The organism is Pseudoclavibacter sp. CFCC 13796 (assembly GCF_008831185.1).
GTDB lineage: Bacteria > Actinomycetota > Actinomycetes > Actinomycetales > Microbacteriaceae > Pseudoclavibacter_A.
This window is the reverse complement of the sequence record NZ_WBKD01000001.1, coordinates 358,247-377,257: the sequence shown is the minus strand read 5'-3', so window position 1 is coordinate 377,257 and position 19,011 is coordinate 358,247. Positions and strand designations below refer to the sequence as shown.

At 63.0% G+C, this 19,011-nt stretch carries 17 protein-coding genes; 13 read left to right on the top strand and 4 right to left on the bottom strand.

All coding sequences use genetic code 11. The annotated features are described in order from the left end of the window. Positions 1-28: 28 nt before the first annotated feature. Positions 29-1,105, bottom strand: a complete 1,077-nt coding sequence (locus F8O07_RS01770; protein ID WP_158030457.1) for an SPFH domain-containing protein — start codon at positions 1,103-1,105, stop codon at positions 29-31. A gap of 742 nt (positions 1,106-1,847) precedes the next feature. Between F8O07_RS01770 and F8O07_RS01765 the strand changes: the two genes are divergently transcribed. The 10 genes from F8O07_RS01765 to solA all read left to right on the top strand — a co-directional run bounded on the left by F8O07_RS01765 (position 1,848) and on the right by solA (position 12,719). Further along, the gene (locus F8O07_RS01765) at positions 1,848-2,627 is read left to right on the top strand and encodes an IclR family transcriptional regulator (protein WP_158030456.1); all 780 of its coding nucleotides are present in this window, start codon (positions 1,848-1,850) and stop codon (positions 2,625-2,627) included. A gap of 210 nt (positions 2,628-2,837) precedes the next feature. Next, positions 2,838-3,956, top strand: a complete 1,119-nt coding sequence (locus tag F8O07_RS10820) for a zinc-binding dehydrogenase (protein WP_158030455.1) — start codon at positions 2,838-2,840, stop codon at positions 3,954-3,956. Between the two features lie 67 nt (positions 3,957-4,023). Then, complete coding sequence (locus F8O07_RS01755) at positions 4,024-5,424, top strand: MFS transporter (protein ID WP_158030454.1); 1,401 nt, start codon at positions 4,024-4,026, stop codon at positions 5,422-5,424. Next, entirely contained in the window at positions 5,421-6,212 is a 792-nt protein-coding gene (locus tag F8O07_RS01750) for an HpcH/HpaI aldolase family protein (protein WP_158030453.1), read from the top strand. Before F8O07_RS01755 ends, F8O07_RS01750 begins: the two co-directional genes overlap by 4 nt. 4 nt (positions 6,213-6,216) lie before the next feature. Beyond that, positions 6,217-7,674, top strand: coding sequence for an aldehyde dehydrogenase (NADP(+)) (locus F8O07_RS01745; RefSeq protein WP_158030452.1), 1,458 nt, complete (start codon positions 6,217-6,219; stop codon positions 7,672-7,674). A gap of 353 nt (positions 7,675-8,027) precedes the next feature. Next, positions 8,028-8,306, top strand: coding sequence for a glutaredoxin family protein (locus F8O07_RS01740; RefSeq protein WP_158030451.1), 279 nt, complete (start codon positions 8,028-8,030; stop codon positions 8,304-8,306). Between the two features lie 9 nt (positions 8,307-8,315). Next, on the top strand, positions 8,316-8,585 hold the full coding sequence (locus F8O07_RS01735; protein WP_158030450.1) for a PLDc N-terminal domain-containing protein: 270 nt from the start codon (positions 8,316-8,318) through the stop codon (positions 8,583-8,585). A 73-nt stretch (positions 8,586-8,658) separates the two neighbouring features. Next, positions 8,659-10,143 (top strand): formate-dependent phosphoribosylglycinamide formyltransferase, encoded by a 1,485-nt coding sequence (purT, locus tag F8O07_RS10620; RefSeq protein WP_225733124.1) that lies wholly within the window; start codon positions 8,659-8,661, stop codon positions 10,141-10,143. 225 nt (positions 10,144-10,368) lie between these two features. Beyond that, the gene (locus F8O07_RS01725; protein ID WP_158030449.1) at positions 10,369-11,502 is read left to right on the top strand and encodes a tyramine oxidase subunit B; all 1,134 of its coding nucleotides are present in this window, start codon (positions 10,369-10,371) and stop codon (positions 11,500-11,502) included. A gap of 74 nt (positions 11,503-11,576) precedes the next feature. Continuing rightward, positions 11,577-12,719, top strand: coding sequence for an N-methyl-L-tryptophan oxidase (solA, locus tag F8O07_RS01720; protein ID WP_158030448.1), 1,143 nt, complete (start codon positions 11,577-11,579; stop codon positions 12,717-12,719). 221 nt (positions 12,720-12,940) lie between these two features. Here solA and F8O07_RS01715 read toward each other — a convergent pair whose 3' ends face one another. Together F8O07_RS01715 and F8O07_RS01710 are read right to left on the bottom strand one after the other, a co-directional pair. Next, positions 12,941-14,188 (bottom strand): ammonium transporter, encoded by a 1,248-nt coding sequence (locus F8O07_RS01715; protein WP_158030447.1) that lies wholly within the window; start codon positions 14,186-14,188, stop codon positions 12,941-12,943. Between the two features lie 212 nt (positions 14,189-14,400). Continuing rightward, positions 14,401-14,739: a P-II family nitrogen regulator gene (locus F8O07_RS01710; protein WP_158030446.1), complete on the bottom strand. Its 339-nt coding sequence runs from the start codon at positions 14,737-14,739 to the stop codon at positions 14,401-14,403. A 305-nt stretch (positions 14,740-15,044) separates the two neighbouring features. Here F8O07_RS01710 and F8O07_RS01705 point away from each other — a divergent pair, with 305 nt between their 5' ends. The 3 genes from F8O07_RS01705 to F8O07_RS01695 all read left to right on the top strand — a co-directional run bounded on the left by F8O07_RS01705 (position 15,045) and on the right by F8O07_RS01695 (position 17,427). Next, positions 15,045-16,520 carry an amino acid permease gene (locus F8O07_RS01705; RefSeq protein WP_158030445.1) on the top strand — a complete coding sequence of 492 codons (1,476 nt, stop codon included), beginning with the start codon at positions 15,045-15,047 and terminating at the stop codon, positions 16,518-16,520. Between the two features lie 85 nt (positions 16,521-16,605). Further along, on the top strand, positions 16,606-16,869 hold the full coding sequence (locus F8O07_RS01700; RefSeq protein ID WP_158030444.1) for a mycoredoxin: 264 nt from the start codon (positions 16,606-16,608) through the stop codon (positions 16,867-16,869). Between the two features lie 147 nt (positions 16,870-17,016). Beyond that, positions 17,017-17,427, top strand: a complete 411-nt coding sequence (locus tag F8O07_RS01695) for a hypothetical protein (RefSeq protein WP_158030443.1) — start codon at positions 17,017-17,019, stop codon at positions 17,425-17,427. A 107-nt stretch (positions 17,428-17,534) separates the two neighbouring features. Here the strand turns inward: F8O07_RS01695 and F8O07_RS01690 are convergent, their stop codons facing one another. Continuing rightward, positions 17,535-18,986, bottom strand: coding sequence for a CCA tRNA nucleotidyltransferase (locus F8O07_RS01690; RefSeq protein WP_158030442.1), 1,452 nt, complete (start codon positions 18,984-18,986; stop codon positions 17,535-17,537). Between the last annotated feature and the right edge of the window lie 25 nt (positions 18,987-19,011).

Below are 19,011 nucleotides of genomic sequence, written 5' to 3'. Positions count from 1 at the left end.
ACATCTCGATGCTCGGTGCTGGCCGTCATCAGCGGCCTGTCGGCTCACCGGTGCCGTCCGCGCTCGAACCGCCGCCCGAGTTGCCGTCACGGCGTGCGCTGCCACGCTGAGCACCGCGCTCCGCGCCAGACTGATCGTCGCGATGGGTGCCTCGTTGGGCGGCCGCGCGATTGCGGGCCTCGTCCAGGCTCTGCGCGACACGCTGCTCTGTCTGCCCCTCACGCACGGCATCCTGCGTCAGCAGCGCGGTGCGAATCTCGTCGCCAAGCTGCGAGACTCCGCCCGGGGTGCCGGGCAGCAGCACGGTCGTCGCGCCGTTGCGGCCGAGTGTGGTCAGCGTGTCGAAGTACTGCGTCAGCAGAATCAGGTTGATGACGTCAGACTCTTCGATGCCCTCATGCCGCAGCTCGGCGATCGACGCATGCAGACCGTCGATGATCGCCTTGCGCTGGTTCGCGATGCCCTCGCCCTGCAGCTGCTTCGCTTCGGCCTCGGCTCGCGCCTCGGTGACCACGCGGATGCGATCGGCCTCGGCGAGATCCTGCGCGGCGACGCGTTCGCGCTGAGCGGCGTTGATGCGGTTCATCGCCGACTTCACGCTGGCGTCGGGATTGATGTCGGTGACCAGCGTCTTGATGATCTGGTAGCCGAACTCCCCCATTTCGCCGGCGAGCGCCGCACCTACGGTCTGCGCGATGTCGTCTTTGCGCTCGAACGCCTCGTCAAGCTGCAGGTTCGGCACGGTGGCCCGCACGGCGTCGAAGACGTAGCTCTTGATCTGGGCTTCGGGGTCGTCGAGGCGATACCAGGCGTCGGCGACCCGCTGCGGCAGCACCGCGTACTGCACCGAGACCAGCACGAGCACGAACACGTTGTCTTTGGTCTTGGTCTCGACCTGCAGGTCGAGCTGCTGCACACGCAGCGAGACCACGCCGGCCTTCTTCTCGATGAGTGGGATCTTGACGTTCAGACCAGGCTGTGCGATTCGCACGAAACGGCCGAAGCGCTCAATGATGGTGTTGGTCTGCGTCTGCACGGTGAAGAACGTGCCAAAGGCGAGCAGAATCAGAATGACGATGACGACGGCGAGAACGATGATTCCCATGGGATCACTTGCCCTTCAGGCTTCGGTGATGACTGGCCTCGCGCGCCGAGACGCTGCGGACCGCGGTTGCGCACATTGTATCGAAGCCCTCCGACAGCATGTTGGCGCGCTGTGCCCGCCGCAGACGATGCACGCCACTCCGGCCTTCCGTCCTTTCGTTAGTCGGCAGCCTGCACGGCGATCGCATCCGCATCCGCATCCGACGTACGAATTCACCACTCACCCAAGCGCGATGTTTCACGTGAAACATCGGCGATCAGGCCCGTACCGTTCAGCGACCGCACCGACAACGCCACGAGGAGGGCCATCCGCCCCACCTACTGCCGACCAAATCTTGACAAGCGCCTTGACCGACCCACACTCGTTTGCACTGGACAACACGGCTGTGCTTCAGAAGTTGCTGATCTGCCTGTCACCACGCAGACGACTCTGCCGACACCAGAAGCCGCATGTTCTCCTGAAACAGACCGTGGCGCCATTGCCCCCTCAGTATCCTGATCTAAGTAGTCGAGGGAACAACACCGGCAGTGGCTGCCGTGATTGAACTGCTTGAATCGTCAAGCGTGAAAGTCGGGAAGTCGGCGTCGGCGTCTGCCAGATGAAGATCACTGTCGGCGACAACTCACGACATAGTCTTCAACCGCAGGCCCGAAACATACTGCATTGGACGTGCGCTACACCGTGTGCGCCGTGCTCTGCCCGATTGTGTCGATAAAGACCGCTTGCTCGATAGAATCTCGGCATGTCCCGTGAAGGCCTCAGCACCGTCCCGAAATCTATGATCGGTCGTGTCTCTCTGATTCTGCAGGCATTCACGGTCACCGATCCAGTGCTCAGCCTGGGGGCTCTGTCGAAACGCACCGCCATCCCGAAGGCGACAGTCGCACGCATCACCCAAGAGCTGGTCGACACTGATCTGCTCGAACGTGTCGAGCACGGCTATCAGCTAGGCATGCGCTGCTTCGAACTTGGTGAGATGGTTGGCAGGTCTAAACTGCTGCGCCGCCTGGCTGTCGCAGCCATGTCTGACCTTCGACAAGCGACCGGCCTCACAGTGCAGCTCACGGTGCTGCGCGGTGGTGATCTGGTCTACATCGAGATTTTGCACGGCAGAAGCATCCCCGAGCATCTCCCCTCACGGGTCGGAGGACGCGTACCCGCACATGCGTCTGCAGCAGGCAAAGCGCTGATGGCATACTCCGACACAAGTGTCACCGCTGGATTGCTTGCCGGGCCATTGATGAAGCTCGGCCCGCGCACAATCACAGACACTGCGGTACTACACCGACAGTTTGCTGAGATACGAGCCACTGGTGTCGCATTCGAGGTCGCGGAATCCGCAGAGGGTGTTGCCTGTGTATCGAGCCCCTTGCTGCGACAAGACCGCTCACCCATTGCTGCCATATCGCTCACTGGACCGGCATCTGAGGGAGATATTCGTCGCTTCGCTCCAACTGTCTACGCGGCGACCCTCGGGTTGAATCGACAGATCCGCACAAATCCAGCACTTGGATCACTCTAAGCGTCATTGCATATTGCAAACACCTCGCAATACTAGGTCGCTTTGGCGGCTCACTCCCTCTTGATCGCATACGATTTTCGTCTCACTCACCGAAACGTTCTTTGTCATCGTCATTGCCTGAAGTCACACAATATCTCAGCAGCCGCTCGCGTCGGCATCGTCTCGATTCCCCGAGGATAGGCGCAAGCGGCCAACACGAAGGAGTGTGTGATGAAAGCAGCGGTGATGCACCGACCCCACGAGCCCCTCGTCATCGAGGATCTCGATCTTGCAGCGCCCAGAGCCGGCGAGGTTCGCGTGCGAATCGAAGCTGCAGGCGTCTGCCACAGCGATCTGCATTACTGGATGGGAGACCTCGACGCACGACTGCCTCTGGTGCCCGGCCACGAAGGCTGTGGCATTGTGACGGAAGTCGGCGAGGGAGTTACCTCAGTAGCTGCCGGCGATAAGGTCGTTATGCTGTGGCGGCCACGCTGCGGACAATGCGAATACTGCCTGTCAGGGCAACCGGCGCTGTGTGACAAGGGCGCCGTACACGGCACGACCAACGAGCTCATGGGCGGAGGCACACGCCTCAGCCTGTCAGAAGCGCCACGGTATCACCTCATGGGCATCTCTTGCTTCGCGCAGGAGAGCGTGGTGCCCCAAGAGTCAGTAGTTCGCGTACCCCACGAGGTGCCAAGCGAGATCGCTGCTATCACGGGGTGTGCCGTCATCACCGGTATGGGCGTCGTGCTGAACCGGCTTCCAGACGTCACGGGCAAGTCCGTCTTGATCATCGGGGCTGGGGGCGTCGGACTTTCAGCTGTACTCGGAGCCCAGCTGGTCGGCGCACAGCGCATCATCGTCTCTGACGTCGTGCCGGCACGCCTCAATAAAGCGCTCGAGCTCGGCGCCACAGATGTGATCAACGCAGTCACCCAAGATGTCGTGGCCGAGGTGCAACGTCTCACCGGCACAGGAGCGCACTACGCCATCGAGGCAATCGGACGCCCCGGCACTATCAGCCAGGCCATTTTCAGTCTGCGCAAGGGCGGCAAAGCAGTCATCGCCGGACTCGGCGCCGTGGGAGACACGGCCGAACTGCCTATCAATCATCTCGTGCAGAATGGCAAGAGCATCGACGGCTCACTCTACGGCTCGTCGAACACCCCCCTGCAAATCCCCGAGGTCCTCGATCTCTATCTCGCAGGCAGGCTGCCTCTGAATCAGCTCATCGACCAGCGGTTCTCTCTCGAAGACGTCAATGAAGCTCTGCACACCCTGACCGAGGGCGCCATCGGACGCCCTGTCATCATCCCCAACTCTCCTGCAAGCCAGCCCGTCTGAGTGCAGCCTCCCCATCCTCTGCAACCGGTGATCATCGTCGATCACCTCTCATCATCAAGGAGCCATAATGACAACGACGACCGCGAGCTCACCGAGCCCGACAGAGATTCCGCATAAAGACCGTACGCGTGCCCTATGGGGCAGTGCCATTGGCAGCACCATCGAGTGGTACGACTACTTCCTCTACGGCACAATGAGCGGCCTGGTCTTCGGACCGCTGTTCTTCCCCTCAAACGACCCTATCGTCAGTCAGCTGCTGGCCCTCGCCTCATTCGCGCTGGCCTTCCTCATTCGCCCCATCGGCGGCATCATCTTCAGCCACATCGGCGACCGCATCGGACGCAAACGCACGCTCGTCATGACGCTCACCCTCATGGGTCTCACCACCGTCGCAATCGGATGTGTGCCGAGTTACGCCACGATCGGCGTCGCCGCTCCAATTCTGCTCACACTGCTGCGTCTGCTGCAGGGCGTAGCACTCGGGGGTGAGTGGGGTGGAGGCCTGCTGCTGGCCGTCGAGTATGCCCCGAAAGGCAAGCGAGGCTTCTACGGCGCAGTGCCACAGATCGGTGCGCTCCTGGGCTTGGCCCTTGGAAATTTCGCCGTGGTGCTGGCCGGATGGGTGTTCCCCGGCGACCTGTTCCTCTCGATCGGCTGGCGCATCCCCTTCATCGCTTCGATCGCTTTGCTGCTGCTCGGCCTGTGGATTCGTCACAAAGTCGACGAGACTCCGTCCTTCCGTGCCGTACAGGCCCAAGGAAAGCAGGAACGTGTGCCGATCGCCGCCACGCTGCGTCATCACTGGCGTGAGGTTCTCATCGCAACCGGTGCCAAATTCATCGAGACCTCGACCTTCTTCATCTTCGCTACATTCTCGATCACCTACGCGGTGAGCCTCGGTTATGAACGCAGCTTCGTGCTGAACATGGTGCTCATTGGCTCACTGCTCGGCGTCTCCGGCATGCTCTTCTACGGTCGACTGTCTGACGCGATCGGCCGCAAGAAGGTCTTCATGGGTGGCACCATCGCCGTGATCCTCTTCATCCTGCCGTACCTGTGGCTGTTCAACTCGGGCAATCCATTGCTGCTCGCCATCGGCATTATCGTCTCTTTCTTCTTGGTCTGGCCCACATATGGCTCGCTCATCGGCACGCTGCTGGCCGAAAGCTTCACGCCCGAAGTGCGCTACACCGGCGCATCACTCGGGTACCAGCTGGGTGCGGCCATCGTGGGCGGTCCTGCGCCACTGATCGCCACCGCACTGTTGGCCGCCTTTGGCGGCAACTACGTCCCCGTCGGCATGTTCGTCATAGCTTGCGGCGTCGTATCACTGATCGCTGTAGCCTTCGCCAAAGAGCGCTACAACCAAGATCTCGACGACCTGCCCGACACCCAGGCCCGAGCTGAAGAAGCACAATCGGCCACAACACCTGTATCGTCGATCCGCACCGAAGGTGTCGAGGCATGAACGACAACGCGACGCTACAGCGACGCCAGGCCCAGGTCGCTGCTCTGCGCGGGGCGGAGCCTTCGTTCGGTCTCTGGAACGCGGTCACTCCCACCGTCGCTCTCGAGCTCGCTGCCAGACAACATTTTGACTACGTCTGTGTCGACTGGCAGCACGGCCTGATCGACTACGCCGACGTTATTCAGAGCTTGATCGTGATCGACGCAGCAGGAAGCACGCCCATCGTGCGGGTGCCGGGCAACAACGCCAATGACATCGGCAAGGCCCTCGATGCGGGTGCAAGTGCGATCATCGTTCCGCTGATCAACACCGCCGACGAGGCACGTGCGGCCGTTCGAGCCACACGCTATCCGGTGTCGGGAGGCGCACGATCGTACGGGCCAATGCGCGCGGAGCATCTGCTCGGCGCAGATCCACGCACTGTTGACAAGACGGTCGCATTGTTCGTGATGATCGAGACCCAGCAAGGCCTCGACAATCTCGACGCGATCGTCTCGGTCGACGGCGTTGACGGCGTGTACATCGGCCCCTACGATCTCTCGCTCGGGCTTGGGGCACAGGTGCCGTTCGAGCCAGCCATACTGCCCAAGCTCGAAGCCAGTGTCGAGCACATCCGATCAACCGTCACGCAGGCTGGAAAGATCGCTGGCATCCACACACCAAACGGCGAGGCTGCGGCAAAGCGTGCCCAGCAGGGCTTCAATGTGATCACGGTGACGACCGACGTGAGTCTGCTCGCCGAGGCTGCCGCTGAACAGCTTGCTATCGCCCGCCAACGAGAGGACTGATCCCATGAACGCACATTTCACATCATCTTCAGAGATCCCCGATATCGTCACTCGTGCGGCGGAGGCCTCATTGACCTGGGCTGCTACCCCGGTCGAGCGGAGAGCTCAAGCCTTGGAGGCGATCGCTGGAGCTCTCGATTCCGCAGCCGACCAGCTCGTGCCGATGGCCAAGCGTGAGACACACCTTACAGAAGGACGTCTGCAAGGTGAACTGGTGCGCACGAGCTTCCAGCTTCGCCTGTTCGCCGAAGTAGTTCGAGACGGAGGGTATCTCGATTCTCGCATCGACCATGCGGACCCCGAGTGGCCAATGGGGGCGCGTCCAGACCTTCGACGCACACTGATTCCTATTGGCCCGGTCGTGGTGTTTGCCGCTAGCAATTTTCCATTCGCGTTCTCGGTGATCGGTGGAGACACAGCATCTGCGCTCGCTGCCGGCAACAGCGTAGTGCTCAAAGTGCACTCCGGTCACCCCGAGCTCTCACGGCTCACCGGTGAGGTGGTAGCCTCGGCTCTGCGCACGGTACAGGCGCCAGACAATCTACTGCAGCTCATCTACGGCACGGACGCTGGAGTCGAAGCGTTGACTGATCCCCGCATCAAGGCCGGCGCCTTCACGGGCTCGATTCCCGGTGGTCGCGCACTGTTCGACCTAGCCCAAAGCCGACCCGAACCCATTCCGTTCTACGGGGAGTTAGGCAGCCTCAACCCGGTCTTCGTCTCTCGCTCTGCTGCCACAGAACGTGCGGCAGCAGTCGTCGACGAGTATGTGAAGTCATTCACCTTGGGTGCAGGGCAGTTCTGCACAAAACCCGGATTACTGTTGCACCCCGCCGGCTCCGGAGTTCGCGATCTGCTTGAGCACGCACAGTTGCCTGATCCTGTTCCCCTTCTGAACGATCGCATCCAGCGGGGATTCGCTACCTCGCTCGCCGGCCTCGCTGCGCACCCCCATGTCGCGCCAGTGCGATTCACAGAATCAAGCACTAGCACTCCCCCAGCACCCAGCGTACTGGCCACGAGTGTGCAGGCGCTGATTGAGGATCCGACACTCCTCGACGAGGTCTTCGGGCCGGCGACACTGATTGCAGAGTATGAGCACGACGAGCAGTTGCTGCAGCTGGTTGAGGCGTTACCTGGTCAGCTGACTGCCACGCTGATCGCGAACGAAAATGACACGCTGGCACCTCAGCTGATCGATGCCCTCAGTCGACGCGCCGGGCGCATCCTATGGAATGAATGGCCTACTGGGGTGACCGTGAGCTATGCGCAGCAGCACGGAGGGCCGTATCCGGCCACTACCGCGTCAATGAGCACCTCGGTGGGATCTGCGGCGATCAGCCGTTTCATACGACCTGTGGCGTACCAGAACCTGCCACAGTCATTACTGCCCGCCAACCTGCGCGATGAGGCTCGAACGACGCCTGCACTGGTCGACGGCAAGCGTGTGGAACGCGCCTGACTGTCTGTGTGGCCTGCCCGCGTGGTACCAATCGCGTGGGCAGGCCGCACAAAGGCAACCGCCCGCTCGAATGGCGCCAGTCGCAAGAGCCCCACGCGACCTCTCAGCTCGGCGTTCGAGCCGGAGATCTGGGCAGCATTTCGAGACTTCGGCTGTTCAGGGGGCACACCAAGCCAGACAGAATCGAAGCCGTCTCACCCACCGCAACGCTCACGTACGGCCATTCCGGTGCAGCGATGCGTCACCGGGCAGTGTGCAGCCTAAGATCCGAAGAATTCACGCACATTGATTCACGCCGCAACGTCAAAGGCGTCGAATCACGGCGATAGACTCCTGAACGCTACAGTGAGTCCATGACCGCTGAGACTTCCGAATCCACTTCTCCCGTCACCTTCTACGGTGCCGCCTGGTGCGGCGACTGCCGTCGCGCCAAGGCCCTGCTCGATGACCTCCACGTGACCTACGACTACGTCGACCTCGTCGCAACTCCCGAGCGAGCCGAAGACGCGAAACACATCAGCGGCCGCACCAACATCCCCGTCATCGCCTTCGCCGACGGCACCCACCAGGTCGAACCCTCGAATGCCGAGCTCGAAGCCAAAGTGCGCGAACTCGGGGTCGTGCCCGAGTAGGCTCGACACATGACGAAGAATCCCGCCTCGCAGGCTGCCGCATCCGCATCGAGAACACCTGCGTCGAGACGTGGCCGTGAGATCGCCGTCACCGTCGTCGGCATCACACAGATCGCTCTCGCGGCCATCGCCGCTGCCGACCTGTCTCATCGGCGCTCAGACGAGGTGCACGGGCCGAAGATGGTCTGGTCGCTCGCGTTGAACATCCCCTGGGCAGGCCCGCTCTCGTACTTCGCGCTCGGTCGCAAAGACCCGACGTCTCTGCCCCGATTCAAGTGACCAGTTCTCTCGGCTAGACCACACATCACGAAACGACGCCCCTGCTGCCCGCCCAGTGCGCCACAATAGACGCATGAGCACCGCTGCAACCGCCACCGCATCCAACGACGACGAATCTCGTCGACCCGTCGACGCATCTCGATCCGAGACCAAAACACCTGCTGCTGCGCCCGGCGCCGGCGGCTCTGTGCGCGACACGACGCCCGGCACCATCGGCACCCCGCTCACCCCGCATGCGACCCGCGCACTGCTGCTGGGCTCCGGCGAGCTCGGCAAAGAGGTGACCATCGAACTGCAGCGTCTCGGCATCGAGACTGTCGCTGTCGACCGATATGCGAACGCACCAGCGCATCAGGTCGCCCACCGCGCACACGTGATCGACATGCAGGATCCCGCAGCACTGCGCAGCGTGCTCGAGACCGAACGACCTGACCTGATCATTCCCGAGATCGAGGCCATCGCGACCAGCGTGCTCGCCGAGATCGAAGCGGAGCAGCCGTGGCCGGTGCGGGTGGTGCCCACCGCTCGCGCGACCGTGCTCACCATGGACCGCGAGGGCATCCGCCGTCTCGCGGCCGAGACCTTGGGGCTGCCCACGAGCCCGTACCGCTTCGTCGATTCGGTCGAAGAACTGCGCGTGGCCGTCGGCGAGCTCGGTCTGCCTGCGGTCATCAAGCCCGTCATGTCGTCGTCGGGTCATGGTCAGTCGGTGCTGCGCACATTCGACGACGCCGACGCTGCGTGGGATGCCGCCCAGACCGGGTCTCGCGGCCACGCTGCCGAGGGTCACGCCGTGCGCTGCATCGTCGAGGGCTTCGTCGACTTCGACGACGAAATCACCCAGCTCACGGTGCGCCACACTGGCGGCACCACGTTCCTCGATCCTGTGCACCACCTGCAGGTCGACGGCGACTACGCCGAATCATGGCAAATGCCGCATTCCGCCCCCTCATCCATGCCAAGTTCCATGTCTCGATCGCTGAACGGCACAATTCCCATGTCTCGATCGGTGGGCGACGCAGAGCCCCTGCGCCACTCAGAAGGGCACGCCGAGAACCGCCCCCGCCACGAGGAAGGCTCCGGCCTCAGCGAGGCGATCGTCACCAAGGCCCGCGACGTCGCTCGGCGCATCACCGACGCGCTCGGCGGCTGGGGCCTCTTCGGGGTCGAACTCTTCGTCAAGGGCGACGAGGTCATCTTCAGCGAAGTCTCTCCCCGACCGCACGACACCGGGCTCGTCACGCTCGTCAGCCAGGATCTCAGCGAGTTCGCCCTGCATGCCCGCGCCGTGCTCGGACTCCCCGTGGCCGAGCCTGAGCGCTTCCCAGGCGCGGCGGCGAGCGTGCCCGTCAAAGTCGCCGGCAGCGGCGTTCCGGTGTTCCATCATGTGGATGCCGCACTCGCCGCCGCCCCGACCGCACAGCTGCGTCTCTTCGGCAAGCCTCGAGTCGACGGCGAGCGCCGTGTGGCGGTCGCTCTCGCCCGCGGAGCGAACGTCGACGAAGCCCGAGCACGTGCCCATGCGATCGCAGACGCCTTGCAAGTCGAGCTGCGCTGAAGACCTGGAGGAGCACACAGCGAACACGCTCACTGCTGCCCGCATAAGCAAATGTGATCGCCAGGTTCTTCTGCGTTTCTGCTGCGTTACCAGCCTGTAACCCCTGCGGTCATGTCGCACACCCAGGCACGACGCCCCTGCACTATGGATCTCAGCGCCCCGCTTCGACGTTGATGCGTCGTCGCCCAGACAGGGCACCAGCCGTGCAGACGAGAGGAACCGTCCATGACAACAGAGATCGACTTTCTGTATCTGAATGAGCGCGACATGATCGCCGCAGGTGTCACTGAGATCGCAGAATGCATCGACGTGATGGAAGAGACCTTCGTCCTGCTGCGCGACGGCGACTTCAAGATGGCCGGCGCCAACGGCAACTCGCATGGTGCGATGGTCACCTTTCCCGAACACCCAGTCTTTCCCGGAATGCCCGCAGACGGCCCCGATCGTCGTTTCATGGCGATGCCCGCATACCTCGGCGGGCGCTTCGGCACGACAGGCGTCAAGTGGTACGGCTCGAATGCCGAGAACCGCACCACGGGCCTGCCGCGATCGATCCACCTCTTCACCCTCAATGACACCGACACCGGCGCACCGCTGGCGGTCATGTCTGCCAACCTGTTGAGTGCATACCGCACAGGTGCCGTTCCCGGCGTCGGCGTCAAGCACCTGGCCCGCGAGGATGCGAAGACCGTCTCAGTGATCGGCCCCGGCGTGATGGCCAAGACCGCAGTCGAGGGGGTGCTCGCGCTGCGCCCGAGCATCGACACTCTGACGGTCAAGGGTCGTGGCCGCGCGGCCATCGACGACTTCGTCTCATACGTGCAGAAGAAATACCCGCAGGTGACCAAGATCGATGTAGTTGACACCGAGCAGGAAGCGGTGAGAGACGCCGACGTGGTTATCGTGGCGGTCACCACGGGAGCCGGCGGATCATCCACCTTTCCGCATTTCGACGAGACCTGGATCAAACCCGGAGCACTGTTCCTCTGCCCCGCAGCAGCCCACTTCGACGACGACTTCATCGTCAACCGTGCTCGAACCATCGTCGATCATCCCGGGTTGTACGAGGCGTGGAAGGAGGAGTACGGAACCGATGCCTATGAGATTCTCGGCATCGTGGGCACGCACTTCTACGATCTCGTGAACGCCGATCTGCTCAACCTCGAGAAGATCGAACAGATCGCTGACATTGCCCAGGCCGAAGGCCCGAAGCGCAGAAGCGACGATGAGATCATCATCTATTCCGTCGGCGGCATGCCCGTCGAAGACGTCGCCTGGGGAACAACGATCTATCGCAACGCCATCGAGCGGGGAATCGGCGTCTCTCTCAACCTGTGGGACAAGCCGGCTCTGGCCTGAGACGCAGCGGGCCGCCGAGCAGGGGCCCAGAAGCGCCCACACCGACTCCAGAGGCACGACGAACGGAGCATATTATGAGCATCGAACAGGCCGACGTCGTCGTCATCGGCCTCGGCACCATCGGCTCGGCTGCCGCCTGGCAGCTGAGCAAACGCTTCGACAGAGTCATCGGCATCGAGCAGTTCGGCCTCGGGCATCCGTTCGGCGGGTACACCGGCGAGTCACGGCTGTACCGCGCCGCGTACCACGAAGGCAGCATGTACGTGCCGCTGCTGATGCGCGCTCGTGAGCTGTGGTTCGAGCTGCAGAAGGCAGCCGGTCGAGAACTCTTCCTTCCGGTGGGCACGCTGTCGGTAGCACCAGAGGGGGACACCTCGATCGCCAACGTCGTGAAGAGCGTGCAGGAGCATGACATTCCGCACGAAGTCTTCGACGCGGACGCGCTCCGCAAACGCTACCCACAGTTTCGCGTTCACGATGACGATATGGCCGTGCTCGATCTGCTGGGCGGCGGCCTGCGGCCCGAACTCACCGTCTACAGCGCACAGGAGCTGGCCCGTGTGAACGGAGCGACGCTCTACGATCACGAACAGGTGTACAGCATCGCCGAAGACGGCGGGCACGTCACCATTCGTACGTCTGACCGGATCATTCACGCCGAGCACGTCGTCGTCACCACCGGCTCATGGGCGTCTGAGCTGCACCCTGAACTCGCTTCAGTCATCAAGGTGCACCCGCTGGTGCTGACCTGGTTCATTCCCGAACGTCTCGACGACTTTCTGCCCGGAGCCTTCCCCACCTTCATTCGTGATCGTGACGGCGTGCACTTCTTCGGAGCGCCGTCACTCGACGGCTACAGCGTGAAGGTGAGCCCGGACAATCTGATGCCTGCAGTGCGCACGGTCGCTGACCTGCCTCGTGTGCTGCCGCAGTCTCTGCTCGACAGCCTCGGGGCCAAGGCACGCTCGTTCTTTCCGGCTCTGCAGCCGCAGCCTGCGCACTACAGCACGCACCCAGAGGGCTTCACCGCCACCAAGGTGCCCATCATCGATCGCAGCGACTCTGGTCGTGTTGTGACGATCACCGGTCTCTCTGGCCACGGCTTCAAATTCACGCCCGTGTTCGGTGAGCTCGCAGCCAGGCTGATCGCCGACGAGCAGACCGAGCTCTACGATGATCGCTTCAGCATCGCCGCACATCTCGCCGCGGTCAGCTGATTCCCCGTTCGCCGTCACCCGCGATGTGATGCGCCACCGGGTCAGTCGACGCACAGCTGCTCACGCGCGGCCTGCATGAACACCGTCCCGCATTGAACGCGATCTCGACAGAGTGGCGGATGCGGTCGAAGAGAACGAGTGTGGGCTCGGCTCCCGGGACACTGGGAGCCGAGCCCACACCTCTCGTCACGATCCGGGCTTTGTGCCCGGCTCTCTCGCCGTTATTTCTCGTACGCAGTCTCGGCGTGCAGACCTTCGTCCAATCCCTGGCTCTCGACTTCTGCGGAGACACGGATTCCCATGGTCTTTTTCATGACCCACGCGATGAGTGCGGTCACGAGGAATGAGTAGACAACGCAGGCGGCGATCGCGACGAACTCCCGCCAGATAATGGAGGGATCTCCGCCGAAGAGCACACCGGTCACGCCCGCAGGCGCCGCTGACGAACCGATGAGGATCACACAGACTGTGCCTGCGAGACCCCCGACCCCGTGCACGGCGAAGGCGTCGAGGCTGTCGTCGATCCCCCACTTCGATTTCCACGTCACCGCCCAGGCGACCAGTGCGCCAGAGGCGATGCCGACGATGATCGAGCCGATCGCGTCCACAGCATCCGCCGACGGAGTGATGCCGACCAGGCCGGCGATCATGCCGGTGATCGTGCCGAATGCGGTCACGCTGCCGGTGCGAATCTTCTCGACGATCATGTAGCCGATCATGCCTGCGCATCCGGCAAGCAGTGTGGTCATGAACACGTACTGCGCCAAGAAGTTCGCCCCACCGGCCGAACCGCCGTTGAACCCGAACCAGCCGAACCAAAGGATGCCGCCGCCAAGCGCGAGCATGGGGATGTTGTGCGGGCGTGGGTCCATCTCCTTGCGGGGACCGAGCACCCAGGCAAGGGCGAGTGCTGCGACTCCCGCGTTCATGTGCACCGCAGTCCCGCCGGCGAAGTCATGCAGTTCGATGACGTTTCGCAGCCACCCACCGGTCGTGCCTGCCTCTTCATCCGAGATCGCGAAGACCCAGTGAGCCAGAGGCGCGTAGACCAGCACCAGCCAGACCGGAACGAACACCAGCCAGGCGCTGAACTTCATGCGGCCGACCGCACCACTGGCGATGATCGCCACCGTGATCGCGGCGAAAAGCAGGAAGAACGACCCCCAGAAGGCGTCTTCGGCACCACCCGTGCCGAGATCTGTGGTGAACGACGTCCAGCCGACAAAGTCGAACGGGTTGCCGATGAGGCCGAGCCCACCGACTGAGTCTCCGAGCACAAGGCCGTGCAGAAAGACCACGTAGAGAATGACGGTCATCGCCAGCGAGCTGAACACCATGAGCATGATGTTCAGCACATTCTTCCGGCCGACGGTGCCGCCGTAGTAGATGGCAAGCCCGGGGAACATGAGCATCACCAGGCCGAATGCAGCCAGGCTCCAGGCGAGATCTGCCTGTGGAAGCGTTTCCATAAAGGGGTCTCCTCAATAATTCGGGAAGCAGGTGTTCGAAAGGTGCTGCGCCTGGTCTGCGGCTGCAGCATGACTGCCAAGCCGTGATTCCACTGACCAGCGGAGTGCGGTGAGTGAGGCGTCAGCACAGTTCAGATGCCGGTGGGCCCATAACCGACCGGCACCAGAGGGATTGGCCGACTTGGGCTGTGGCCGGCGAACGCCGTCGGGAGCTAGATGGCGTCTGGCCCGCGCTCTCCGGTGCGAACGCGAACGACGTTGTGCACGGGAACGGTCCAGATTTTGCCGTCTCCGATACTGCCGGTGCGGGCAGCTGTGACGATCATCTCGATGACCGATTCGACGTGTTCGTCCGCGACGAGCACCTCGATTCGCTTCTTCGCGACGAAATCGATGCGCACCTCAGCACCTCGATATACCTCGGAGTGGCCACCCTGAGTTCCATATCCAGTGGCTTCAGTGACGGTGAGTCCGTGGACGTTGACGCTTTTCAGCGCCTCTTTGACGACCTGCAGACGATGTGGCTGGATAACGCCGGTGATGAGTTGCATGAGGCGACTCCTTTAAGGAGATCAGGGACATGTGGTCATGATCATCATTCAAAAGCAGGTGTGTTTCGGTCGCATGAGCGAACGGTTACGACCTGAATCATGTGTGGCAACCGCCCGCACAGCCCCATCTGAGAAGGCGTCGTCGTTCGAGACGGCACGAACGAGCATGCCCGAACCTCGCCGGAGTGACCACTCGAGAGACCAGATCGACAGTGTTTCACGTGAAACATTCGAGAGCAGGTGTGAGCACGTCAAAGCGTTTCACGTGAAACGTCTGCAGCGCGTGTGGACTAGAATCGCGCTCCATGACCACACCAACACTCGAACGCAACCTACAGAACAGGCACCTGCAGCTCATCGCCATCGGCGGCGCCATCGGCACGGGCCTGTTCATGGGCAGCGGAAAGACCATCTCGCTGGCCGGCCCCAGCATCCTGCTCGTCTACGCGATCATCGGAACGATGCTGTTCTTCGTGATGCGCGCACTCGGCGAGCTGCTGCTCTCGAATCTGAACTATCGGTCGTTCGCCGACTTCGCCGGTGACCTCTTGGGACCATGGGCGACCTTCTTCACCGGCTGGACATACTGGCTGTGCTGGGTCGTCACCGGCGTCGCCGACGTCATCGCGATCACCGGCTACACACGCTTCTGGTTTCCGAACATCCCGCTCTGGGTGCCCGCGATCCTGCTGATCGCCCTACTTCTGGCTCTCAACCTGCCCACCGTGCGCAACTTCGGTGAGATCGAGTTCTGGTTCGCACTCATCAAGATCATCGCCATCGCCGCACTCGTCGTCGTGGGCGTCATCATGCTCGCGACGCACTTTCAGACGCCGTCAGGCGACACCGCCTCGATCACACACCTCTGGGACGAGGGAGGCTTCTTCCCGACCGGTTTCTGGGGCTTTGTCGCCGGATTCCAGATCGCCGTCTTCGCCTTCGTGGGCATCGAACTCGTCGGCACCGCGGCCGCCGAGACGCAGAACCCTCAGACGACGCTGCCGAAGGCGATCAACTCGATTCCCTGGCGCATCGTGCTGTTCTACCTGGGCTCGCTCTTCGTGATTCTGACAGTGAACCCGTGGAACAAGATCGACCCGACCCAGTCGCCCTTCGTCAACATGTTCGCGATGGCCGGCATCGGCATCGCCGCACACGTCGTCAACCTGGTCGTGCTCACCTCAGCCGCATCGTCGGCGAACAGCGGCATCTACTCGACCTCGCGCATGGTCTACGGCCTCGCCACCCAGGGCCACGCGCCCTTCTGGCTCAGCGCCCTGAGCAAGCGTCGTGTGCCGAAGAACGCGCTGTTCTTCTCATGCACCTTCCTGCTCGCAGGCATCGTGCTGCTCTACGCCGGCGACTCGGTCATCGGCGCATTCACTGTGATCACGACCATCTCGTCGGTGCTCTTCATCTTCGTCTGGACGATCATCCTCTGCAGCTACCTCGCCTATCGACGCAAACGCCCCGAGCTGCATGAGAAGTCGACCTACAGGCTGCCCGGCGGCATCGTCAGCGTGATCGTCGTGTTGGTCTTCTTCGCGTTCCTGATCTGGGCTCTGACACAGGAGCAGGACACCCTCCAGGCACTCATCGTCACGCCCGTCTGGTTCGTTCTGCTGGGGGTCGTCTACTTCTTCATGCGGCACCGCATCAGCAGCAACAAGACCGACCTGGCCGAGGTGGGCGTCGACATCACACCTCGCACCGAGCCGGTGCCCGGCACGAACAACGACGTGCCCGCCGAGCGGCCCGACTCGTCGACGAAGCGCGACTGACGCATCCGTCGCCCGACGCAACGAGACCCGCACCACGGAGCGTGACCGCACCGCAGGCACCATGGAAAGTGACAGAATCGACGATATGACCAGCTACCAGCCCGAGCCCGGGCACGTCACGATGTTCACCACTCCCTGGTGCGGGTACTGCCGCAACCTCAAGGCGCAGATGCAGCGTGCCGAGGTGCCGTTCGAAGAGGTCGACATCGAGCAGCACCCGGACGCTGCCGAGATCGTCAGCAAAGTGAACGGCGGCGACCAGACCGTGCCGACGCTGCTCTTCGCAGACGGCAGTGCGGCGACGAACCCCTCGCTCGCGCTGGTGCGTGAGCGGCTGGGTGCCGCGTAGCGGTCTCGCTCTGCGGCGGATGCCATGGTCGCCCCGCCTCGTGCGGTCAATTCGTGCTGCCCCAACGGGCGACGTAAGATCGTCAGTGGACCGCCTCGCCGACGTCGGTCCGTCTGAGCCACAAGATATTGACGCAAAGGAGCTCATATGGCCGCCAAGAAGGCTGACCTGTCCAGCATCGAACTTCCCGAGGAGTTCTCGGGCATCAGCGTGCAGAAGCTGCAGGATGTCAGCGACGCCCTGCAGAAGGCCGCCGACGCCGCACTGCTCGCCGCCGAGACCGGCACCGAGCCCGCACAGTGGCGCCGTCTGTCGGTCTCGACGCTGACTTCGACGATCTCGCGCACCGCGATCGAGACGATCATGCGCGTGACGAACATCCACCCCGCCACGCTGCGCGCGCAGCTGACCGCTGCCGCTGCGATCAACGCCGAGCAGATCGCACGCGGCGCCGAGCTCGACGCCGACGAGATCAAGACGTCGGTCGCCGCCTCAGAAGAGGCCCTGCGCCTGCTCGAGGCCGCCATTCAGCACCTCACCGAGGTCATCGGCGACTGAGAAACCGCTGCCACAGAAGAAGAGGCCCTGCTGCCGCTGCCCCACCGCGAGAAACGGTGCGGCGACGACCGCAGGGTCTTTTCGTGTGCCCGAGACGGTTCTGAGGCTCAGCTCTGCTGCTCGGCCCACCAGGCCTGCAGCCGTTTCGTCGCCTCTTCGAGACCCAGTGGCCCCTCGTCGAGGCGCAGGTCGAGCAGGTACTTATAGGCCTTGCCCACGACAGGCCCCGGCTCGACGCCTAAGACGCTCATGATCTGCTGCCCGTCGAGCTCAGGGCGCACGGCCGCGAGCTCCTCCTGCTCGTTCAGATACTCGATGCGCCACTCCAGCTCGTCGTAGGCGGCACGCAGCCGAGCCGCCTTACGCTGGTTGCGCGTGGTCATGTCGGCTCGCGTCAGGCAGTGCAGACGCTGCAGCAACGGGCCGGCGTCGCGCACATAGCGCCGCACTGCGGCATCCGACCATTCCTGCTCGCCGTAGCCGAAGAAGCGCATGTGCAGCTCGATGAGTCGAGCGACGGGCTTGATCACGTCTTTCTCGAAACGCAGCGCCTTGAGCCGCTTGGTCGCCAGACGAGCGCCCACCAGGTCGTGGTTGTGAAAGGTCACCACACCGCCGGGCTCAAGACGACGCGTCGCCGGCTTGCCGATGTCGTGCAGCAGCGCTGCGATGCGCAGCACCAGATCCGGCCGATCGCCTTCGAGATCCATGGCCTGCCTCAGCACGGTGAGCGAGTGCTCGTAGACGTCTTTGTGGTGATGGTGTTCGTCTGTTTCGAGGCGCAGGGCGGGCAGCTCAGGCAGCACGTGATCTGCGACCCCGGTGTCGACCAGCAGACGCAGACCGCTGATGGGATCGTCCGAGAGCATCATCTTGACCAGCTCGTCGCGCACGCGCTCGGCAGAGATCATCGTGATCGTGGCAGAGCGCTCGGCTGCGGCGTCATAGGTCTCAGGGTCGACGGTGAACCCCAGCTGAGCCACGAAGCGAGCCAGGCGCATGATGCGCAGCGGATCGTCTGCGAACGAGACCGCGGCTGGACCGGGCGTGCGCAGCACGCCGGCGAGCAGGTCGCTCACACCGCCGAAGGGGTCGACCACGGCTCGTGCGGGCAGTCGCACCGCGATCGCGTTGACGGTGAAGTCCCGTCGTTTCAGATCGTCTTCGAGATTGTCGCCGAACTCCACCGTCGGTTTGCGGGTCTGGTGGTCGTAGGAGTCAGCCCGATACGTGGTGACTTCGACCTGCTGACCGTCGACGCGCGCCCCCACCGTGCCGAAGGCCCGGCCGATGTCCCAGTGCGCCGTGGCAAGCGGCTTCAGTACGGCGAGCGCCTCATCCGGGCTCGCACTCGTGGTGAAGTCGAGATCGACCCCATGATGACCGAGCAGCGCGTCGCGCACAGAGCCGCCGACCAGGGAGAGCTCGAAGCCCGCCTTGTCGAAGGCGCGTCCGAGCTTCAGCAGCGTCGGAGAGTCGAGCACCCGATGCATCGACCCCATCGCCTCGACGATGCTCTTCGGCTGCTGCTGCGACTCGGCCTGCTCGTTCTCGTTCATATCCTGACAATCTTCCCACAGCCTG